Genomic DNA, 18,680 nt, shown 5'->3' with positions numbered 1-18,680 from the left:
TTGAATTTCAAAGTTTAATGATAAAAAAATAGTTTTTATTTATTTTTAATTAGCTTTTCTAAAGCGTCAATATGTTTTTTAAATTCTTGCTTACCAAGCTCTGTAGCGTAGTATCTTGTATTGGGTTTTCTACCAATAAATTGTTTTTCTATCCTAATAAATTCAACTTTTTCTAATGCTTTGGTATGGCTTGCCAAATTACCATCTGTAGCACCTAATAATTCTTTTAATGTAGTAAATTCAGCATATTCATTAACCATAAGAACAGACATAATTCCGAGTCTGATTCTATGATCAAAAGCTTTATTTATATTTAGAATAATGTTTTTCAAAAAAGATAAATTTTAAAGTACGAAAATAGTGCTTATTTTCTATCGTGTTTAAAATACATGACAGTACCGTAAACAATATGCATAACTCCAAACCCTAGAACCCAAAACCAAAAACCATAACCGGGAAGCATAGCAGCAATAAGTCCTAAAACAACTTCAGTATACCCTAAATACTTAATATCACCTACAGTATATTTTGAAGCATTAATCAATGCTAAGCCATAAAAAAGTAACATCAAAGCCCCAGTTTGTCCATATTTCTGATGTCCTAAAATAATAATGATATAGATAGCTCCAGAAACCAGAGGAATAAGGAAATTCAATAATAACCTTCTTGTGGTAGCATCCCAAATTCTTTCACCGTTTTTTTTAGCTTTTCTCGTAGTTAAAAAAATGGCGGTAGTAATGCTCAAAAAGCCAACTAACAATAAATCAAGGATGACCATTTGGAAAGTTTTTCCATCTAGTATCAAATAACCACTAGAATTAATATTGACTAACCAATAGGCATAAGCTGCACCGATTAGAGCATAAATTCCTGCTAAAATACCAGACAAGCCGCTTAATGATATAAATCTTGATGATTTATTCATTAAGTTTTTAATTTCTGATATGTCTTTTAAATAATCTTCTGAACTCATTTTTAAAGAACTTTGAAAAACAAAGTAAACTTAATTTTATGAAACATACAAATAAAAATTTGATGTATTTTTGAAAGAATGAAACCAGCCGAAGAATACATACTTAAACAGCCAGAACCATTCAAGTCTATTTTACTGCATTTACAAGTACTGATAGAAGGGAATTTTCAAAATTTAGAATTAAAATACAAATGGAAAATTCCAGTATATTATGTTAATGGTAAGCAATTATGTTATATAAATGCATCCCATAAAAAAGGATTTGTTGACGTTGGATTTTGGGCAAAAGGTATTTTACAGGACTTTGATACTTTTTTAGTTTCAGAAGGAAGAGCAGTTGTAAAATCACTTCGTTATTCATCAATAGAAGAAATTAATGAAGAAATACTACTACAAGTTATAGGAGAAGTAGCAAAACACAATCATAAAGGTTTTTGGAGGAAAGATTAACTAATTGAATTTATAACGTCACTAATCTTGTTAAAGAATATCTATAAAAAAGAGCTTTTTTTAAAAGCTCTTTTTTTTATCTAATTGTGTTTGATTATAGGACATTATACGTTAGGCTTACAGAGTAAGTAGAAGATTCACCAATATTTCTACCATCTATTACTTTACCGTAACCAGCTCCAATTCCTAGTTTAGGAAGAATATTTTTATAAACAGTTATACCCACACTCTTATAATCTACATCAGTTTCAGGGAAATTACCTTTAAATGAAGGGCTTCCGATATCTACTCCTTCTTCTGAGTTATAATAATCTGCCCAAGCTTCTACATAAATAAAGCTACTAGCATAACCAATTTTACCAGTAGTGGTAAAGGCATTAGGAACACCAAAGTCACCACCAGGAGTTAAATTATTATCAGCATTTCCTCTTAAGTTGTAACCTGCAAAAATGGTAGAGAAAAAGCCAACGTTTGTGTTTAAGTGTAAACCAGCTTTTAAATCAAATCCGAAGCCTCCGTTACCAATAGATAATATTCCGTTTGGCTCATACCCTGTAGGAATAATGGTAGTAATACCTGTTATAATATTTAAATCTCCACTTTTAAACTGAAACTTATGCGCATTAAACTTTAAAGCTATTGAAATGTCTTGAACTTCAGAGATAGAGGTTAACCCGTTTACAGGGTCTGGTTGATTACTAGTATTTGTAGCATCAATAAAAGGAATGCTTACAATAGCTGAAAGTCGATCAGTGATACCATATTTTGCATAAAGAGAATAAATATTCTGATTAATCTTTTCATGAACAGGAGTAGCGTTTTGTTTAGTTTTACCTAGATAAAACTTTTCATACTCGCTTTTGGTAAAAGAAGTAGTAATAGATAAACTATTTTTCTTTGGAGTAAAGCCATCATATAGACCTTGACCGTAAGAGGTTATTGAAATTCCTAATAAAATAGAAAAGAATAGGAGGGTGTAAAATTTTTTCATGTAATGTTAATTTGTTTTCACCCTTTGTCGATTTTCTTTTAAATCATTACAGAGAAATTTACTTTAATAAATCAAAAGAAGAAAATATTGTTATTCAATTAAAAATTCAAGCATTACCTCTTTATCTACGATTAAAAATAGCTGTTTGCTATTATCAAGTGGAGTTGTTGTAACTGTAGTAATATTATTTTTAGTAGATATTTTATCTGGTTTTACAGTATATCTATATCCACTATAGCCTAAGAAAATTGATTGATTAGGATGTATGTTTTTAATTTTTAGTTCAATAGTAGCATTTTTGTTTAATCTCCCTTTTAAAGGTGAAATTAGCTCTAGGTCAGATTGTAAAAAAGAAGCATCGTAAATTGGCTGATTGTAAAAGTCTTTTTTATTCATTCTACCAATTCTTAATTGCCAGAGTGTTTTTTCAGGAAAATGTGTTCTAAAGTACTTTTCTTTAGGAATGTTATAGTAGTAAGCATTAAATAAAGGTTGCCATCTATTATTATTTACAACTCCAGCTGCCCAGGTGGCATCAATATAAATCCACTTTCCATTCAATTTAACAGCGTTCCAAGCATGATTGGAATTGATTTTAGGATTAGCTATATCATTTGATGAATTTCTGATGTACCCTTTTATAACTTCGTTTTCAATTTGAAGTATAGTACATATTTTAGCAAAAGTTTGTGCATAGCCTTCACAAACTGCTTTACGAGTTAATAGAGTTTGGTTAACAATATCGTCTTTTATAGCCTGTAGCTTTGCTAATTTCTCTTGCTCATTCCTATATCTAAAAGAAATTCGTTTGTTTTTAGGACGATAGTATGCATCTAAATCATACTGTATGTTATGGGCAAGCCAATAAAACGCAGCCTGTACTTGTTGTTCTTCAGTTTTAAAATCGCTTGCTATCTGTTGAGCTAGACGTTCTACTTTACTAAATTTAGAATACCCATTTACTTTCTCTTCAATTAAAGAAAAGTCTTGTGCACTTACGATAGTAGTAGCTAGAAAGAATAAAAAAAGAAGTTGTTTCATATATGAATTAAAAACAATTGTATGAAACAAAAACTGTGCCTATAAATTATTAATAGTTTTTCTAATGCTAACCAAGTTGGTTAACAAACTTTCTAAATAATCAAGGTGTAACATGTTAGCTCCATCACTTTTTGCATTTGCAGGATCAAAATGTGTTTCTATAAATAAACCATCAACATTATTTACTACACCAGCACGAGCAATGGTTTCAATCATATCAGGACGCCCACCAGTAACACCAGTAGATTGGTTAGGTTGTTGCAAGGAGTGGGTAACATCTAACACAGTAGGAGCGTATTGACGCATCGTAGGAATTCCGCGGAAATCAACAATCATATCTTGGTACCCAAACATCGTACCTCTATCAGTTATCCACGCTTTTTTATTTCCTGCATCATGAACTTTTTTTACAGCATGTTGCATAGCTTCAGGACTCATAAATTGTCCTTTTTTCAAATTCACAACTTTACCAGTTTTAGCAGCAGCAACTACTAAATCGGTTTGACGAACTAAGAAAGCAGGAATTTGTAATACATCTACATATTGAGCAGCTTTTTCAGCATCAGAAACTTCATGAATGTCGGTTACGGTAGGAACATTAAAAGTTTCAGAAACTTTACGTAAAATTTTTAATGCTTTTTCATCACCAATTCCTGTAAAACTATCTATTCTACTACGATTCGCTTTTTTAAAACTTCCTTTAAATACATAAGGAATTTCTAATTTATCAGTAATGGTAATTGCCTTTTCAGCAATACGCATTGCCATATCTTCTCCTTCGATGGCACAAGGACCAGCAAGTAAGAAAAAGTTGTTTGAATCAGTATGTTTTATGTTTGGAATATCAGTTAAAGCCATCCTTAAAAATTTTCAACAAAATTAAGAAATTAAATTGGCTATATTTAGGCTTTTAAATAAATAAAGAATGAAAAAAGTTTTATACCCATTAGCACTTGTAAGTGTATCAATTTTACTGTCGTGTAAGCAAACTAAAAATACTAGTAGCGAGGTTGCTATGAATACTGTTGAGGTAACTCAGAAAAAAGAAAATAAAGAAGAGTTAATTGATTCTGTTTTAGTAAGAAAACACTTATATACACTTGCTTCAGATGAAATGGAAGGTAGAAAACCAGGCACTGAGGGAATGGAAAAAGCAACTCAGTATATAGAAAATGAATACAAAAGAATTGGTTTAAAAACTTTTGATACATTAACTACGTATCGTCAAAATTTTGAATACAAGGGTATTAAAATGAGCAATATTATAGGCTTGTTAGAAGGTAAGTCTAAAAAGGATGAGTTTGTTATTGTATCTGCACATCACGATCATTTAGGGGTAAAGAAAGATGGAGAGGGTGATAGAATTTTTAATGGAGCGAATGATGATGCTTCTGGTGTTACTGGCGTATTATCATTAGCTGAATATTATGCTAAAAAAGGAAACAATGAGCGTAGTATTTTGTTTGTATGTTTTACTGCTGAAGAAATGGGGTTGGTAGGTTCTGAGTATTTTGGAAAAGGAATTGATGCTAGTAAGTTTGTAGCAGGAATTAACTTAGAGTTAATAGGGAAACAACCTAAAACAGGACCAAAAACAGCATGGTTAACTGGTTTTGATAAATCAGATTTTGGTAAAATAATTCAGAAGAATTTGGAAGGTTCAGGATATAAGTTGTTTCCAGATCCGTACCCTAAATTTCAATTGTTCTTACGATCAGACAATGCTTCTCTAGCTCGTTTAGGGGTACCGTCTCATACATTTTCAACCACTCCGATTGATATCGATGCGGATTATCATAAAGTAACAGATGAGGCTGAAACGTTAAATATGACTGTATTAACAGAAACGGTTAAAGCAGTTGCTAGAGGAACTCAAAGTATTATTGAAGGAAAAGATACACCGACTAGAGTAAAGATGGAGTAAACATATTGAAAACTTAAAGTAAAGAAGGAGCCATGAGCTCCTTTTTTATTGGGATTGGGGGTTGTGTTTTTAACAAAACGTTAATTCTGTATGTGTTAAATTATTTAAAGTGTTAAAATTGTATTAAAATTTTACTATATTCGAAAAAATTTAATCTAAACCCCTTCAAGAATGAAAAAAATACTTTTAAGCCTAACGGTTGTTTTAACTATGGTTTCATGTTCTAATAATGATGAAACATTAGACATAAAACAAGATCAAGATTTACTTACCAAAAAAGAAATTAATTCAAAAATCAAGGAATCTTTACAAAAAACTGGAGATTTCAAATGGATGTCACAAGATGCTCATACTATATGGAGTGCAGTAAATCATGGAGAAAATATCTTGACTATAGGGTACGGTACTTCAAAAAATAACTATGCAAAAAGTGAAGAAAGTACTAATATAAAAGATGAGTTAATAGCATTAGTAAAAAGCTTTGAATCAACATCTGCTAAGGGAGAAACGGAGCTGTATGTAAATGAAAATATTAATGTATTAGATATTAGAGTTACTAACAAGGAAACAATAAATGTCTTATTAAAAGATAGTAGAGTTCGTTATATAGAACCGGGAGGTTATAGTTTTTTAGAGTCTACTGCACAAGCTAAGTCAAGTTCATCAGGTTCTTCAGGATGTGGCTATGGTACGGCTACTTTAAGCACCAATGATTATAGAACAGTAGCACCAGGAGCTAAATTACCATGGTCTTTTGATGCACACAATATTTCACAAGCTTGGAATTACAGTACTGGGTCAGGAATTACTGTAGCAGTAGTTGATTCAGGTCTATCACCAGAACAAAAATGGATGAATCAATATTTTAACGATGGATATTCATCAGGAAGAACAGTTCAGAAATATGGAACGTTTGTAGATTCTTGGTGGGCGTGGTCTAATAATTATGATGGAGTAAATGATAAGTGTGGTCATGGAACCAAAATGGCTGCAGTAGCGACTGCTCCAAGAAATAATGACAACTTACCTGTAGGGGTTGCTTACAATGCAAACTTAGTAACGTATAGGGCTGTTGAAAATGTAGTAATTGATGATTATCATGAAAAAAGAGGTATTGTTGAGGCGTTAACAGCCTTGGCAAATAGAAGTGATGTAAAAGTTATTTCTATGTCATTAGGTTCTCCTTTTAGTATTGGTAATGTATCGGATGCAGTAAAGTATGCACATAGCAAAGGAAAAATGATTTTAGCAGCAGGAGGAACGTCTACTTCGTTTACTACTTGGTATGGAGTAATTTTTCCAGCAAGTATGTCTGAAACTGTTGCGGTAACAGGTGTTAAAGAAGGACAATATAGTAAGTGTGATGTATGTCATACCGGATCACAAATTGATTTTACGGTACAAATGCAACGTACTAACGGAACGGATAATAAAATTCCTGTATTGAGTTATTATGATGGACAAGCAAATTATGTAGGAGGTTCATCTGTAGCAACAGCGACTACTGCTGGTATTGCAGCGTTAGTATGGGCAAAACATCCAAGTTGGTCAAGAGAACAAGTTTTACAAAAAATGAAAGAATCCGCTGATTTTTATCCGAACAAACATTCAGAGTTTGGATATGGAAATATTGATGCGTTAAAAGCAGTTCAATAAAAATCAACTAATTAACCTTAGAAAAAAGTCTCGTGTAAACGAGGCTTTTTGTATTTTTATGAGGTATAGTTTTTGATTAAGTACACTGTAAAGAATTTATATATGAAGTATTACAAATATTTTTTTCTGTTAGTTATTATTGGTTGTGCCTCTTCTAAAGTGGTATATGATTACGATAGTCAAACAGATTTTAGTCAGTATAAGACCTTCAATTTTTTTGAAGATGCAGGTAAAGGTTTAAATGAATTAGATGTAAAAAGAGTCACTTATGAAATAACGACTGCTTTGGAAGCTAAAGGGATGCGATTAACTGAAAACCCAGATATGTATATTAATATTTTATCTGAGGAGCGAGAATCTCTTAATAGAAATACGATAGGTGTTGGCTTAGGAAGTGGAGGAAGAAATGTTGGATTTGGAATTTCAGGAGGTATTCCTATTGAAAGTAGAAAAATAAACCAGCAATTAACCATTGATTTTGTTGAGAGTAAAGACAACCAGTTAATATGGCAAGGAATTGCTACTAGTGAAATAAGAGAAAAAGCTACTCCAGAACAAAAGAAATTATATTTTCAAAAAGTGATTGGTAAAGTGATTAATAATTATCCGCCAAAATAACAGCTACTTTTCTAGTAATTAGTAATCTATAAAAACAAAACACTAAGAAGACTTACAAAAAAGACCTTGATGTTTTCATCAAAACATCAAGGTGTTTTTTCAAGACTATATTTTAAGCTAATTTTATTAGCATTAAAAAAGCCTCTTGGTTTTACCAAAAGGCTTTTTAAATTACACAACAAATACACTAATTTGATTAATCTAAATGTAGACTTTTAGAAATTTTTTGCCAATCAATGATTTTAAAATTTTGATGCAAGCTGTCCTTACCTTGGGTATTAGCACCATCTTGCGCAATAAAGAATCCTTTAGGGTATTTTGTACCAAAATTAACAGAAGTTACATCAATTCCATCCGTATCGTAGGTACCGTCAATAGCACCGTCTTTTAATGAAAAGCTTCCTAGGTATTGATTGCTAACTCTATCAAAAACAGCATAACTGTTATTTCCTTGTGAGGATAAAATAATGTATCCTTTTCCGTTTCCAGCGTCGTATAAGGTAACACCTTCAAAATCATCCTTCATATTCAAATCTTTGGTGCTGATAACCTTTACACGGTTGTTTTCAGCATTGGGTTCTGCATCATATTTCCATAGGGCTTTGTTCTCTTCTCCAATATATACTTTGGCATGTACATCATCAGCAACAATACCTTCACCTTGACTTCCTAATGAAAATTCACGAACTAACTTGGCATCAATTTGAGTGTTGTTTTCAAACAATTCCCATTGCTCAACACCGCCTTTTTTACCAACCATAAAAACATAAAATTTGTTAGTTTTTGGGCTCTTGTACATTCCTAAACCATAAACCTCTTTTAAGTTAGAAGTTATTTTTCGTGCAGCAGCATCTTCTAATTCACCTGTAGGTTTTACAATCAATATAGAAATAGTATTGTAGGTTCTATTACTAGCGGTAACTACCGAAACTTCTTTTCCGTTTAATAAAAATCCATCACGAATATCAACATTGTTTACACGTCCTATTTTATAGGAATACAAACGTTTTCCTTCTAAATTATAAACTTCTAAACCTTCTTTTTTGTTTGTGCCAATTATGGTTGATTTTGTTACATCAGCGGGATTTATCCACACACACGGGTCATCAGCAGCATCGTCAAAAGAAGTTACGGGGTCTGTTTCAGCATCAGCAACTAAAGCTACTACTGGTTTCGCTTGCGGGTTTTGATGGACTATTTTTTCAACTTTACAAGCGCTTAAAATAAGGCAAGTAATTGTTATTTTATATAAATTATTCATTCTTAAAAATTGTATTTTAAACCAGCATTCCAATTATAGTTATAAAACTCAGCTTGCATTGTTTGGTGTTTTGTTCCTTGGTAAAAACGTAATTCTTGATTGGTTAAGTTTTTTGCTTCAGCAAAGACTTGTAAGTTTTTAGTAATACGGTAAGAAGCATTTAGGTCTACAAACAATTGTTCGTCATAAAATACATCTGTAAAAGCATCGTCTCCATATTCAAAAATATAATCATCAGCAAAGTTTAAAGAGGCTCTAATAGATAGTTTAGAACTTTCGTAGGCCAACGATCCGTTAAACATGTTTTTAACAGCACCAGCCAAAGGCAATCCATCTTCTCTGTCGGCAATACCATCTGTTTTAGAGTCTGTATAGGTATAGTTACCATACACTGTTAAGTTTCTTAAGAAACCAGGTAAGAAGTTTAGTTTACGTTGTAAAGCTACTTCAAAACCATAAATTTCGGCAGTACCTCCGTTAAAAGGTCGTGTAACATCATAGGTTTCTGTAACACCCCCAACGGTAATTGGTTCTTCAGTAACTGAATTGTAAATAAATTTATCTAAATCTTTATAAAATGCTCCGGCAGATATAATTCCGACATTACTAAAGTAGTGTTCAAACATTAAATCAAAGTTCATCGCTTCAGTAGGGTCTAAATTAGGGTTTCCATACTCAGCTTCAATATCATCACTATTAATGTTTCTATAAGGAACTAAATCGTAATAGTTAGGTCTAGCAATTGTATTTGTCCAAGCAGCTCTAACAATAGTATTTTTATCAATATTGTATTTAACTTGTAGGTTAGGTAACCAGTTGGTATAGTTTCGAGTTCCTGATGTTTTAGTTACATCACTTAAATCATCAGCTGTTTCAACATCAATGGCAAAACCGTTATAATCTATTGTTGTTTTTTCAACTCTTACACCAGCTATAAAAGAAAAGTTGTTACCTAAGTTTTGTTGCAACATTCCGTATGCAGCATAAATGTTTTCATTAGCATTGTAGTTTTCAGGAACAAATTCATCTAATACAAGTTCACCACCTGTTAGGTTTAAATTTCCTAAAAATTCTTTTGAAACGAAAAGACCTGATTTATAATCGTCACCTGCTAAATAACCATTAATAGTATAATCTTTAGTAGTGGTAGTATTCATAGTTGGAAATTGATCTTCTAAATCATACTCATAAAAGCTATTATCTCTTACTTTTTCTTTGTACTTGTACTTAAAACCAAATTTTAAAGAGTTTTTGTAAGCTCCTGTAGCATTGATAGGAGCCAAGACATCAAAATTAGAACTGATTTTACGTTCTTGTGTAAATCCTTGTTGTTGGGTTACTTCTTTGTAATCAAAAGTTGAAGGTTCGTTAAAGTCATTGTTTGTTGGTCGTAATACAGGGAAGTTTGTTCGCGAGAAGTCTTGCATAACTTCAATGTCATCATTCTCAAAACTAATATAACGTTCGTCTGGACGTTCTTCTTTAGCTTTGGCAGTTCCTGTTTTCCAGTTTAACTTAATGTTTCCGAAAATAATATGTTCTCCACCTACAGATATATTGTAAGTGCTTTGGCGCTCTAAACGTGTGTTGTCATTCGTATCATTGTTGATACCTCCTTTAGTTTGACGACGTACTTCAGCTTTTGATACTCCTGTAGCATCTGGTTCGTCTATTTTTCTAAAACGCACTCTATAACGGTTTTCATAGTCGTTTCTCTGATTGTACATTGATTTAAAGAAAAGTGTATTGTTGTTGTCAGGTGTCCAGTCTAAGTTGGCGGAAACACTCATTCTATTTCTTTTTACATCGTAACGTCTAATATCGTGTTCACCAATGTATGTTTTGTTGTTTTCTTTTTCCCACTCAAACTCAACATTATCTGAACCATAATCGTTAGAGTTGTATGAAGCATTGATTACATAGCCTAGTTCGTTTTTAAAAGCCCTGTTGGCAACTAATGCAGAAACGTTATAGTTAGGCGTATTTCTTACAGGGTTTTGTCCGTAAGAACCAGCAACGAAAGCTCTAAAAGTAGTAGGAGCAGAACGTGTAACTAAATTAACAGAGCCACCAATAGCATCTCCTTCCATATCAGGAGTTACTGCTTTGTTAACTTCAATAGTTTGAATCATGTCAGAAGGAATTAAATCCATTTGAACTCTACGGTTATCTCCTTCAGCAGACGGAATTCTGTCACCGTTTAAGGTTACTGAGTTTAATTGAGGAGCTAATCCGCGAATAACTATATCTCTAGCTTCTCCTTGGTCGTTTTGCATAGAAATACCAGGAACACGTTTTAAGGCATCACCAATATTGGCATCAGGGAACTTTCCTACTTGATCGGCAGAAATAATGTTGGTTATATTCTCTTTGTTTTTTTGTTGATTTAAGGCTTTAGCTTGCCCTTTCCCAATACTTCCTTTAATAACAACTTCATCCAACCTATCTATTTTAGGTGTTAGCGAAAAGTTTTTAGATTGAATATTGTTTGTAAGCGTAATGTTTTCTGTTAGGGTTTGATAACCTAAAAATGATATTTGAACCTCGTAATTTCCTACAGGAATATTTAAAAGTTCATAATTTCCATTAAAGTCGGTAGAAAACCCAACTTGTAAAGAAGGAATGCTAATAGTAGCTCCAGGTAAAGGTTGATTGGTTTCGTCTAAAACTCTTCCTTTTAAACCGGATTTGCTTTGTGAGTATCCTAAAATACTTACCAAGCAAAGTGTAATTAGTATTATTTTTTTCATTTTGAAATCTTTAGTGAATTGTCCACGGCGAAATTATTTACGATAACTAGCAACAAGATTTCAAATTTGTTAGTAAAAAATTATTAAAACTTATACATAAGGTTGATTATATGTTAATTGGTTGAGGTTTTTATAATGTTTAAGTATTCTTTATTTAATATAAAAATTACCTTTTAAAAACATTTGATATTTAACTTTTGAAGTTTTAAAATAAAAAAGCCTCCAAATTAATTTGGAGGCTTTTGTTATATGTAGTTTAACGTTTTTTTAGAATTGGTAACGGATACTTAAACCAAAGTCAGAGTTGAACCCGTCATAATAATCACCAAAACCAATTTCTGGTCTATAATCTAATGACAACATCAAAGGAATATCAAAATTATATTCAATACCAACAACACCAGCTGCGAAAATATAGGTTTCTGAGGCATCTACATTTTTTACATTCCAATGCCCAAGACCACCACCAGCACCAGCATACCAGTTAAAACGATTTTCTAATTGCCATACCCATTGATATAAACCAGTAGCTTTAAAGCCGTCATAATTACTACCGTTACGTAAACCTAAATCTATTTCCAAACGATTGGCATCACTTAATCTACGTTGGTAAGTTATTTCAGCTCCAAAACCATCATTATCACCTAAACGAAGACCTATTGCGTTATTTGAAATTTCTTGTGCATTTGCAGTGAAAAATGAAATGGTTAAAAAACCGATGAATAAAAAGATTTTCTTCATAATTTTTAATTTAGTGTTTTGTGAATGCTAAGATAAATTATTTTACTTAATTAGTAACCTTTCTCCTTTTGAATGACTACTAAACTCGGGAGCATACATGCTTTGAATAGTTGTGATTCCGTTACTAAAGTTTCCTGCATTGTTTACACGAACATCATACTCAAATACATATACTCCTTTAGGTAAACGATCGAAAAAGAAATTTGTTGCAGCATCTTTTGTACTTTCATAATACCCTAAACCATCTTGCCATTTGTATTGTGATAATACGTTAATAGGTTCAACTCCGCTTACTCTCATATCTTTCATGTGTACAAATTCCATATCTCTATCAGAGCGAAGTTCAATTCTAACAGTCATTAAATCTCCTACATTTAATTGCGTGTTTTCTGTAACTTCTTGAAGTTGTTTGCCCGTATTAGTATTTACTTTTTTAAATAATTTTTTTGTTAGCTGTAAAGGAGTTTTTGCTGAAGTGATTTTATCTAAATCTTCAAAATATTGCCAATACAATCCACCCCAAGCAATACCTTTTCCTTTTTTAGAAATACTAACAGTACTCATATTAGGAGTAATTTCAGAACCATTCCAAGAGGTTTTTAAATAACCAGTACCCGCTTCAACTTTTGTGTCTTCTAATTTAGAAGGATTGATTGTTTTCTCTCCAATTGTTACATCCACCATATCAGTTACCGAAATCCAATCACTACCTTGTAATAATAATGCATATACAGCTTCAGTAGTTGCTTTGGTAGTTTTCCAACGATTGGTTTGTTTATTTTTTAGTAACCATATTTTTAGATTATCAACAGTTTGAATATCATTTTCAATTTCTGAAAAAGCTTCAATTAACAACGATTGGTTTTCAATAGGGGCTTGGTGCCAGTACCAACTCGGTTGATTTTCTTTCCAATACATTCCTAATTCATCAGAAGTAATACTGTTTTCTCTTAAAGATTTTAAAACTTTATTAGCAACTAATGTATTATCGTTTCTAAACTGTATTAGGGCAATTTGTCCTTTTCCGTATAAACTAAACTCTTTCCAGTAAGTTGCTGTTTGATTTTTGTAGTATTTAATAGCGGTTTTAGTCGTACTATTAACATTGATATCTTTATAAAAAGAACGCATGTATAAATATTGAATAATAAAGTAGTTTAGGTGGTTTTTTTCCAAATACTTAGTGTATTCTTTTTGTCCTTTTTCAGCTTTAATACGTTCAGCACTTTCTAATAATTTCTTGTAGGTATGTTCAACTTCAGCATCTAAAAAGTGGATAGCATCTACAAGCATTTTCTGTAAAGAATCATCTTTATTATCAATACCTAATTTTTGTAAATGTCCAAAACCAGTAGCAATATGATTCGTGATATAAACATTAGGATTATCATTCCCTTTAAACCAAGGGAACCCTCCATTGTTTAATTGCATTTGCAATAGTTTATTAATAGCGTTTTGTTGCTCGTTTTTCATTTTGTTTAAATCAAATAACAAAGCAATACGCTTTTTTTGTTCAGTCTCTGATTGAGCATCACGTAACCAAGGAGTCTCTTGGATAATCAATGATTTTAACTCTTGATTCTTTTCTAAGTTACTCAATAAAGCATCTGAAGATTTCCAAGCATTGAACACCTCTTGTATTCTTGGATTTGAATTTGCAATATGACTAGCGAGTGTGTTTGCATAATAACGAGCAAAGGTTTGTTCACTACACTCGTACGGGTATTCCATTAAATAGGGTAAAGCCTGTACAGCGTACCAAGCAGGATTAGAAGTTACTTCTAACGTTAATTTATGGTGGCTGAGCGTAGTCGAAGTTTGATTTTTTAGTTTATCTAATGTGAATGTTTTGGTTTGATTTGAACGAACCCACATAGGTAGCGTTTCTGTAACTAACATTCTGTTTGATAAAACAGGTAATACATTTTGTTCTCCATCAGAAAAATCTCCTGCCTTGGCAATTACTTTATATTGAATTGCTTGATAAGTATCAGGAATTGATAAGTTCCAAGATACATTCGTGTTTCCGTTAGAATCAACACTGAAAGACTGATTTTTAGAAGAATTACTTAACAGGTTGATTTCTTTTCCTGTAATAGCATCAGTTAATATAAGTTGTGCTGTACCTTCTAAGTTTTTATCAGAAATATTAGCAATTTTAGCACTGAATGTAATTTGATCACCTTCTCTTAAGAATCTAGGAGCATTAGGCATTACCATTAACTCTTTTTGAGTAACAGTAGTTAATGTTTTGGTAGCAGATTGCAATTCTTTTGTGTGTGCTAGTAGCTGCAATTTCCAACGAGTTAAAGCTTCTGGAGTGGTGAAGCTAAAGGTGATATTTCCTTCTTTATCGGTTTGTAAATGAGGATAGAAAAAAGCAGTTTCTTGAAGGTTTTTACGAATTTGAACTCCATCTAAAGAAACGTTTTCTTGTTTAGATTCTTTTTTAGCGTATCCCGTCATAACTGAATCATTTGCCAAATCAGCTTCTTGAGCATCTAAAAGTTCTTTCTCTTCAACAATTATTTCTCTTTCTGGAGAAGGTTGCATTTTAGCACTCATAGCTAAGCCTCTTAAACGAATATTTCTATTTATTCCGAAGTAAAACCCAAACCAATTTAATTGGTCATATCGTTGTGTTTTAAAAGATGATGGATAAGTATTGTTAAAAACTCTGAAACGTTCATTACCAAAACTTTGATATGCATTAGCGTTACCAGTATACGAGTAATATGTAGAAGTAGAGATAGGTGAAAACTCCCAATTATGAGGTTTAAATTCATCTAAAGAAGCATCGTACATACTCGCAAGCATCTCTGCTGCTACTTTGTTATTTTTGTCGTTTTTAATGGTAAAACTCCATGTTTCTTGAGTTCCAGGTTGTAATTTATCTCTAAACGTATTGGTTTCTATAGTAATGTTATCTTGTTCATTTGGAACAGAAATAGGAATGATTCCACTTACAAAACTATTGTAATTCACAAAATAGTATTTAATAACAAACCCGCCAACATCTTGTTTCGTAACAGGAACTTCAATTGTTTTGATTTTGTTATTTAAATGAATAAGCTCTGTGTTTACGATGGTATGATTCTTTTCTATTTGAACTATAACCGTAACATCTTTTGAAGCAGAACCAATTTGTAACTTAGTAATGTCATTTGGCTTATAAGTTGTTTTATTTGTGTTATACGTGAACAACTGATTGTCGGTTACACTTTTTTCTTTGTTATCAATTATTGTAAAAAGAGCTTTGTCTGTAACATCTTGTCCAAACTTATCTTTAGAACTTAATACGGTTATGTATTTACCAGAAGCCCATTTTTTATAGTTATTAAGTATAATTTGTTTAGATTCTTCTGTATTGAAATTTTGCTCAAATACTAATTTTTCTTTTTTCCAATTATGAGGATTTTGTTCTTCCGAAGTGTAAGCTTCATGAGGAAATAAGTTTCTAAAATCACTTTCTGAAATATCTTGATAATCTGGAGTATCCCAAGATCTTTTACGTAACGGATTTTTAGGAGCTTGTAATTTGTATATTTTAATGCTTCCTTTAGCAGGTGTAAATTCCCCATTTAAATTTTTACTTGACATTTCAATTGTTGTTTCCTTGTCCGATTTATGTATTGTAGAAGGAATTTGTAAAGTAGCAAGTAATGCATGATACCCAACTTTTACAATAGAGGTTGCTGAGCGAGTTTCTCCATTAACATCGGTTACATCAGCTGTGATTTCATATTCAAAAACAGGTAAGTTTTCTTTGTTCACACTTTCATCAGGTAAGGCTTTGAAAGTAATTGAAAAGTTACCTTGTGCATCAGTTGTTAATTCACCGTGTGTAATTTCTTGTGCTTCTGAAGTAAACTGAGGTTTACGCCAGTACCACCAAATAGGATATTGTACTTTACGATGCACACGATATACTACTTTAGCATCTGAGATAGTTGAACCAGCAAAAGCTTTTGCAAATCCGTTTACGGTAATGCTGTCATGTAACTTATAGGTTTTTGTTACAGGTTTAAATTCTGTTTTAAACTTAGGACGTTTATATTCCTCTACTGAAATACGAGTGATATAATCTTCTCTCTCAAAATCAAAATCTATAGTCTTATAAAACCTGCTTTCTTGTTTTTCACTTTTATCAATAGAAAACCAATATTCACCAGTTAACCCTGTATTTGGTAGTATAATTTCACCTGAAGCTGACCCATATTCGTTTAGCTTTAGGTCTAGTGTTTTTACTGCTTCACCGTTAACATTATTTAATGTTACTTGTACAAACTCATTGGTGAAAGACGTTGATTTGTCTTCATTTTCTTGAATGAAAATAGTTTTGAAGTATACAGTTTGTCCTGGTCGATAAATGCTTCTATCAGTAAAAATAAAAGATTTAATATTTATACGATTATCATTTGTAGTAGGAGAGGCTTGTTTTTGATATTTATTCAGGTAATAGTTACCAAAAACTGCTGAATCGTTTTTGTGAGTTACAGTAACGTACACATTACCATAACTAGCATCACTTTTAAAAGAAGCAAATCCGTTTTTATCAGTTGTTAGTTTTTTATGAATCGATTTTCCATACCTATGTTGCTTGTTTTGTAATAATAATTCAGCGTCTTTAACAGGCTTTCCAGTATTTCTATCAACAACTTGGTAGGTTTTTACACCATCATTATTGTTTTCAACCAAAACTAAATTGGTTGCTTGTAAATGAGCAGTAGCATATAAGTCTTCAGAGTTAAAAGTATCATTCTGGTGTGCTATGATTAAATAGTTTCCTTGATTTAATTCGGGAACTACTACCTCAGTTGTATGTGACAAATAATCTTTTTCGTTACGTAAGTTACTATTCCATGAAGTAGCTTTTGTAAGCTTTTTTATAAAGTTAAAGCGTTCTTCTTCTTTGTGAATTTTTTGAAGCTCTTCTAATTGTTTATGATCAATTTTATAAGCAGAGAAGTACAGCTTGTCAATATTATTGTAAGTAACTAGTAACCTAGAGTGAGATAGGGTTGGTACAAATTTTTCAGAAAGAATACTGAGTGATGTAGCTGTGATTTGTTGTTGTAAAGTTTCACATTTTTCAGCAGCTAAACTCTTAGAAAATTGTTTAATAACCTTTTTACAGATAGCAAGTGCTTCTTTGTTTTTAAAACGAAAGTCTTCGTTTTTTTTAGTTTTATAAGATCCAGCTTGTTGATTATAATTTCTAGCTATTTCATAACTATATAATCCAGAAACTTCATTGTTCTTGTAATTATTAACTGATGTTTTTAGTGTTTGTAATAATAACTCTTGTTTGTTATTTAAGGTTATATGCTGCTTAACAAACTGTAATCGTTGAATGTCAGCATCCACAACCGCATTAAGATTCTTGTTTTTTAAATGAAAGGTTATTAATTTTTGATAGATTTTTAAGGCATTAAACTGTAATGATAAATCATCTTTTGTAGTGAGGTTTAAAGCAGAAAACTTATCAGCTTCACTTAAGTATAAAGCGTTATCAATTTTAAATTGATAAGTAGGCTTTGTGATGTTAGTTTCTGTGGTTTTATAAAACTCTAAGGCATTGTGCGCTAAAAAATCAAATAGGGTAGGGCGGTATTTTTTAGAGTCTTTTTCTGCTTGAATAATATCTTTAAAAGTATAAATGTCTGTTTTTTGTAGTGCAGATTCATTTTCTAAAGAATTTTGATAATGACAATGAATTTCAGCAAACAACGTATTTAAGTCCCATGTTCTAAAATCATTTCCATCTACTTTTTCTTGTGTTTGGGTACGATTGTAAAATTTCCATTTGTTTTGATTAAAATATTGCCAGTATAAATTAGCTAATACATTTTCTAGCACATTTTTTGTCGGAAAATTATGTTGATTAATTTGTTGTTTAAACTCATCAATAATTTTTAATTGCGCATTTTCTTCTAAAGTTAGAGCATACTTACTTTTATAAAACAATGATTTTATAATTTGAGGAGCATTGTTACTTTTTTCAGCTTTATCGTAAATAGTGTTTACTATTTTTAAAGCAGATTTAGGTAAGTTTTCAGCTTCAAGCTTGTGCACCTTTTCCCAAAGGGTGGTATAGTTTTCTTGGGCGTGTGCTAAGGCTGAAAATAAAATCATTAGTAAAATAGGGGTTATTCTTTTCATTTATCTATATTTTTTGATGCTAATCGTAAATTTATATGAACAAAACACTTAAAAACAGTAGTTTTTTACAAGTTAAAGTTTGTAAAGATACTATTTGAGTGAGTTAACATAGC

13 protein-coding genes are annotated in these 18,680 nt (G+C 31.6%); 4 read left to right on the top strand and 9 right to left on the bottom strand.

Going from position 1 to position 18,680, the window contains the following annotated elements; genetic code table 11:
* Window positions 1-35: 35 nt before the first annotated feature.
* Window positions 36-332, bottom strand: a complete 297-nt coding sequence (locus ABMY20_RS00820) for a transcriptional regulator (RefSeq protein ID WP_047789877.1) — start codon at window positions 330-332, stop codon at window positions 36-38.
* Window positions 333-364: 32 nt separating this feature from the next.
* Window positions 365-973, bottom strand: a complete 609-nt coding sequence (locus tag ABMY20_RS00815; RefSeq protein ID WP_047789876.1) for a hypothetical protein — start codon at window positions 971-973, stop codon at window positions 365-367.
* Window positions 974-1,051: 78 nt separating this feature from the next.
* On the opposite strand from ABMY20_RS00815, the gene ABMY20_RS00810 reads away from it, so the two are divergent.
* On the top strand, window positions 1,052-1,423 hold the full coding sequence (locus ABMY20_RS00810; RefSeq protein WP_159613114.1) for a DUF1801 domain-containing protein: 372 nt from the start codon (window positions 1,052-1,054) through the stop codon (window positions 1,421-1,423).
* Between the two features lie 94 nt (window positions 1,424-1,517).
* Here the strand turns inward: ABMY20_RS00810 and ABMY20_RS00805 are convergent, their stop codons facing one another.
* The 3 genes from ABMY20_RS00805 to kdsA all read right to left on the bottom strand — a co-directional run bounded on the left by ABMY20_RS00805 (window position 1,518) and on the right by kdsA (window position 4,313).
* A complete protein-coding gene (locus tag ABMY20_RS00805; RefSeq protein ID WP_349264378.1) occupies window positions 1,518-2,414 on the bottom strand; it encodes a hypothetical protein in 897 nt (298 codons plus the stop codon).
* Window positions 2,415-2,504: 90 nt separating this feature from the next.
* Window positions 2,505-3,455, bottom strand: a complete 951-nt coding sequence (locus ABMY20_RS00800; protein WP_349264377.1) for a transglutaminase domain-containing protein — start codon at window positions 3,453-3,455, stop codon at window positions 2,505-2,507.
* A 39-nt stretch (window positions 3,456-3,494) separates the two neighbouring features.
* Window positions 3,495-4,313 carry a 3-deoxy-8-phosphooctulonate synthase gene (gene kdsA / locus ABMY20_RS00795; RefSeq protein ID WP_159613108.1) on the bottom strand — a complete coding sequence of 273 codons (819 nt, stop codon included), beginning with the start codon at window positions 4,311-4,313 and terminating at the stop codon, window positions 3,495-3,497.
* A 67-nt stretch (window positions 4,314-4,380) separates the two neighbouring features.
* Between kdsA and ABMY20_RS00790 the strand changes: the two genes are divergently transcribed.
* The 3 genes from ABMY20_RS00790 to ABMY20_RS00780 all read left to right on the top strand — a co-directional run bounded on the left by ABMY20_RS00790 (window position 4,381) and on the right by ABMY20_RS00780 (window position 7,653).
* Window positions 4,381-5,379 carry a M28 family peptidase gene (locus ABMY20_RS00790; RefSeq protein ID WP_349264376.1) on the top strand — a complete coding sequence of 333 codons (999 nt, stop codon included), beginning with the start codon at window positions 4,381-4,383 and terminating at the stop codon, window positions 5,377-5,379.
* Between the two features lie 171 nt (window positions 5,380-5,550).
* Window positions 5,551-7,035, top strand: coding sequence for a S8 family serine peptidase (locus ABMY20_RS00785; RefSeq protein WP_349264375.1), 1,485 nt, complete (start codon window positions 5,551-5,553; stop codon window positions 7,033-7,035).
* 102 nt (window positions 7,036-7,137) lie between these two features.
* Window positions 7,138-7,653: a DUF4136 domain-containing protein gene (locus ABMY20_RS00780; RefSeq protein WP_173359818.1), complete on the top strand. Its 516-nt coding sequence runs from the start codon at window positions 7,138-7,140 to the stop codon at window positions 7,651-7,653.
* A gap of 196 nt (window positions 7,654-7,849) precedes the next feature.
* Here the strand turns inward: ABMY20_RS00780 and ABMY20_RS00775 are convergent, their stop codons facing one another.
* The 4 genes from ABMY20_RS00775 to ABMY20_RS00760 form a co-directional block, all read right to left on the bottom strand.
* Window positions 7,850-8,914: a phytase gene (locus ABMY20_RS00775; RefSeq protein WP_349264374.1), complete on the bottom strand. Its 1,065-nt coding sequence runs from the start codon at window positions 8,912-8,914 to the stop codon at window positions 7,850-7,852.
* Between the two features lie 2 nt (window positions 8,915-8,916).
* Window positions 8,917-11,664, bottom strand: coding sequence for a TonB-dependent receptor (locus ABMY20_RS00770; RefSeq protein ID WP_349264373.1), 2,748 nt, complete (start codon window positions 11,662-11,664; stop codon window positions 8,917-8,919).
* A 267-nt stretch (window positions 11,665-11,931) separates the two neighbouring features.
* Entirely contained in the window at window positions 11,932-12,405 is a 474-nt protein-coding gene (locus tag ABMY20_RS00765) for a hypothetical protein (protein ID WP_159613098.1), read from the bottom strand.
* 42 nt (window positions 12,406-12,447) lie between these two features.
* Entirely contained in the window at window positions 12,448-18,567 is a 6,120-nt protein-coding gene (locus ABMY20_RS00760) for an alpha-2-macroglobulin family protein (protein WP_349264372.1), read from the bottom strand.
* Between the last annotated feature and the right edge of the window lie 113 nt (window positions 18,568-18,680).

It is taken from the genome of Tenacibaculum sp. SSH1-16 (assembly GCF_040104435.1).
Lineage (GTDB): Bacteria > Bacteroidota > Bacteroidia > Flavobacteriales > Flavobacteriaceae > Polaribacter > Polaribacter mesophilus.
This window is presented reverse-complemented; position numbering and strand designations above follow the sequence as displayed.

Excerpts from the sequence above, each read along its gene's own strand:
- ABMY20_RS00815 (WP_047789876.1), bottom strand. The coding sequence starts at position 973 with ATGAGTTCAGAAGATTATTTAAAAGACATATCAGAAATTAAAAACTTA.
- ABMY20_RS00810 (WP_159613114.1), top strand. The coding sequence starts at position 1,052 with ATGAAACCAGCCGAAGAATACATACTTAAACAGCCAGAACCATTCAAG.
- ABMY20_RS00805 (WP_349264378.1), bottom strand. The coding sequence starts at position 2,414 with ATGAAAAAATTTTACACCCTCCTATTCTTTTCTATTTTATTAGGAATT.
- ABMY20_RS00800 (WP_349264377.1), bottom strand. The coding sequence starts at position 3,455 with ATGAAACAACTTCTTTTTTTATTCTTTCTAGCTACTACTATCGTAAGT.
- kdsA (WP_159613108.1), bottom strand. The coding sequence starts at position 4,313 with ATGGCTTTAACTGATATTCCAAACATAAAACATACTGATTCAAACAAC.
- ABMY20_RS00790 (WP_349264376.1), top strand. The coding sequence starts at position 4,381 with ATGAAAAAAGTTTTATACCCATTAGCACTTGTAAGTGTATCAATTTTA.
- ABMY20_RS00785 (WP_349264375.1), top strand. The coding sequence starts at position 5,551 with ATGAAAAAAATACTTTTAAGCCTAACGGTTGTTTTAACTATGGTTTCA.
- ABMY20_RS00780 (WP_173359818.1), top strand. The coding sequence starts at position 7,138 with ATGAAGTATTACAAATATTTTTTTCTGTTAGTTATTATTGGTTGTGCC.
- ABMY20_RS00775 (WP_349264374.1), bottom strand. The coding sequence starts at position 8,914 with ATGAATAATTTATATAAAATAACAATTACTTGCCTTATTTTAAGCGCT.
- ABMY20_RS00770 (WP_349264373.1), bottom strand. The coding sequence starts at position 11,664 with ATGAAAAAAATAATACTAATTACACTTTGCTTGGTAAGTATTTTAGGA.
- ABMY20_RS00765 (WP_159613098.1), bottom strand. The coding sequence starts at position 12,405 with ATGAAGAAAATCTTTTTATTCATCGGTTTTTTAACCATTTCATTTTTC.
- ABMY20_RS00760 (WP_349264372.1), bottom strand. The coding sequence starts at position 18,567 with ATGAAAAGAATAACCCCTATTTTACTAATGATTTTATTTTCAGCCTTA.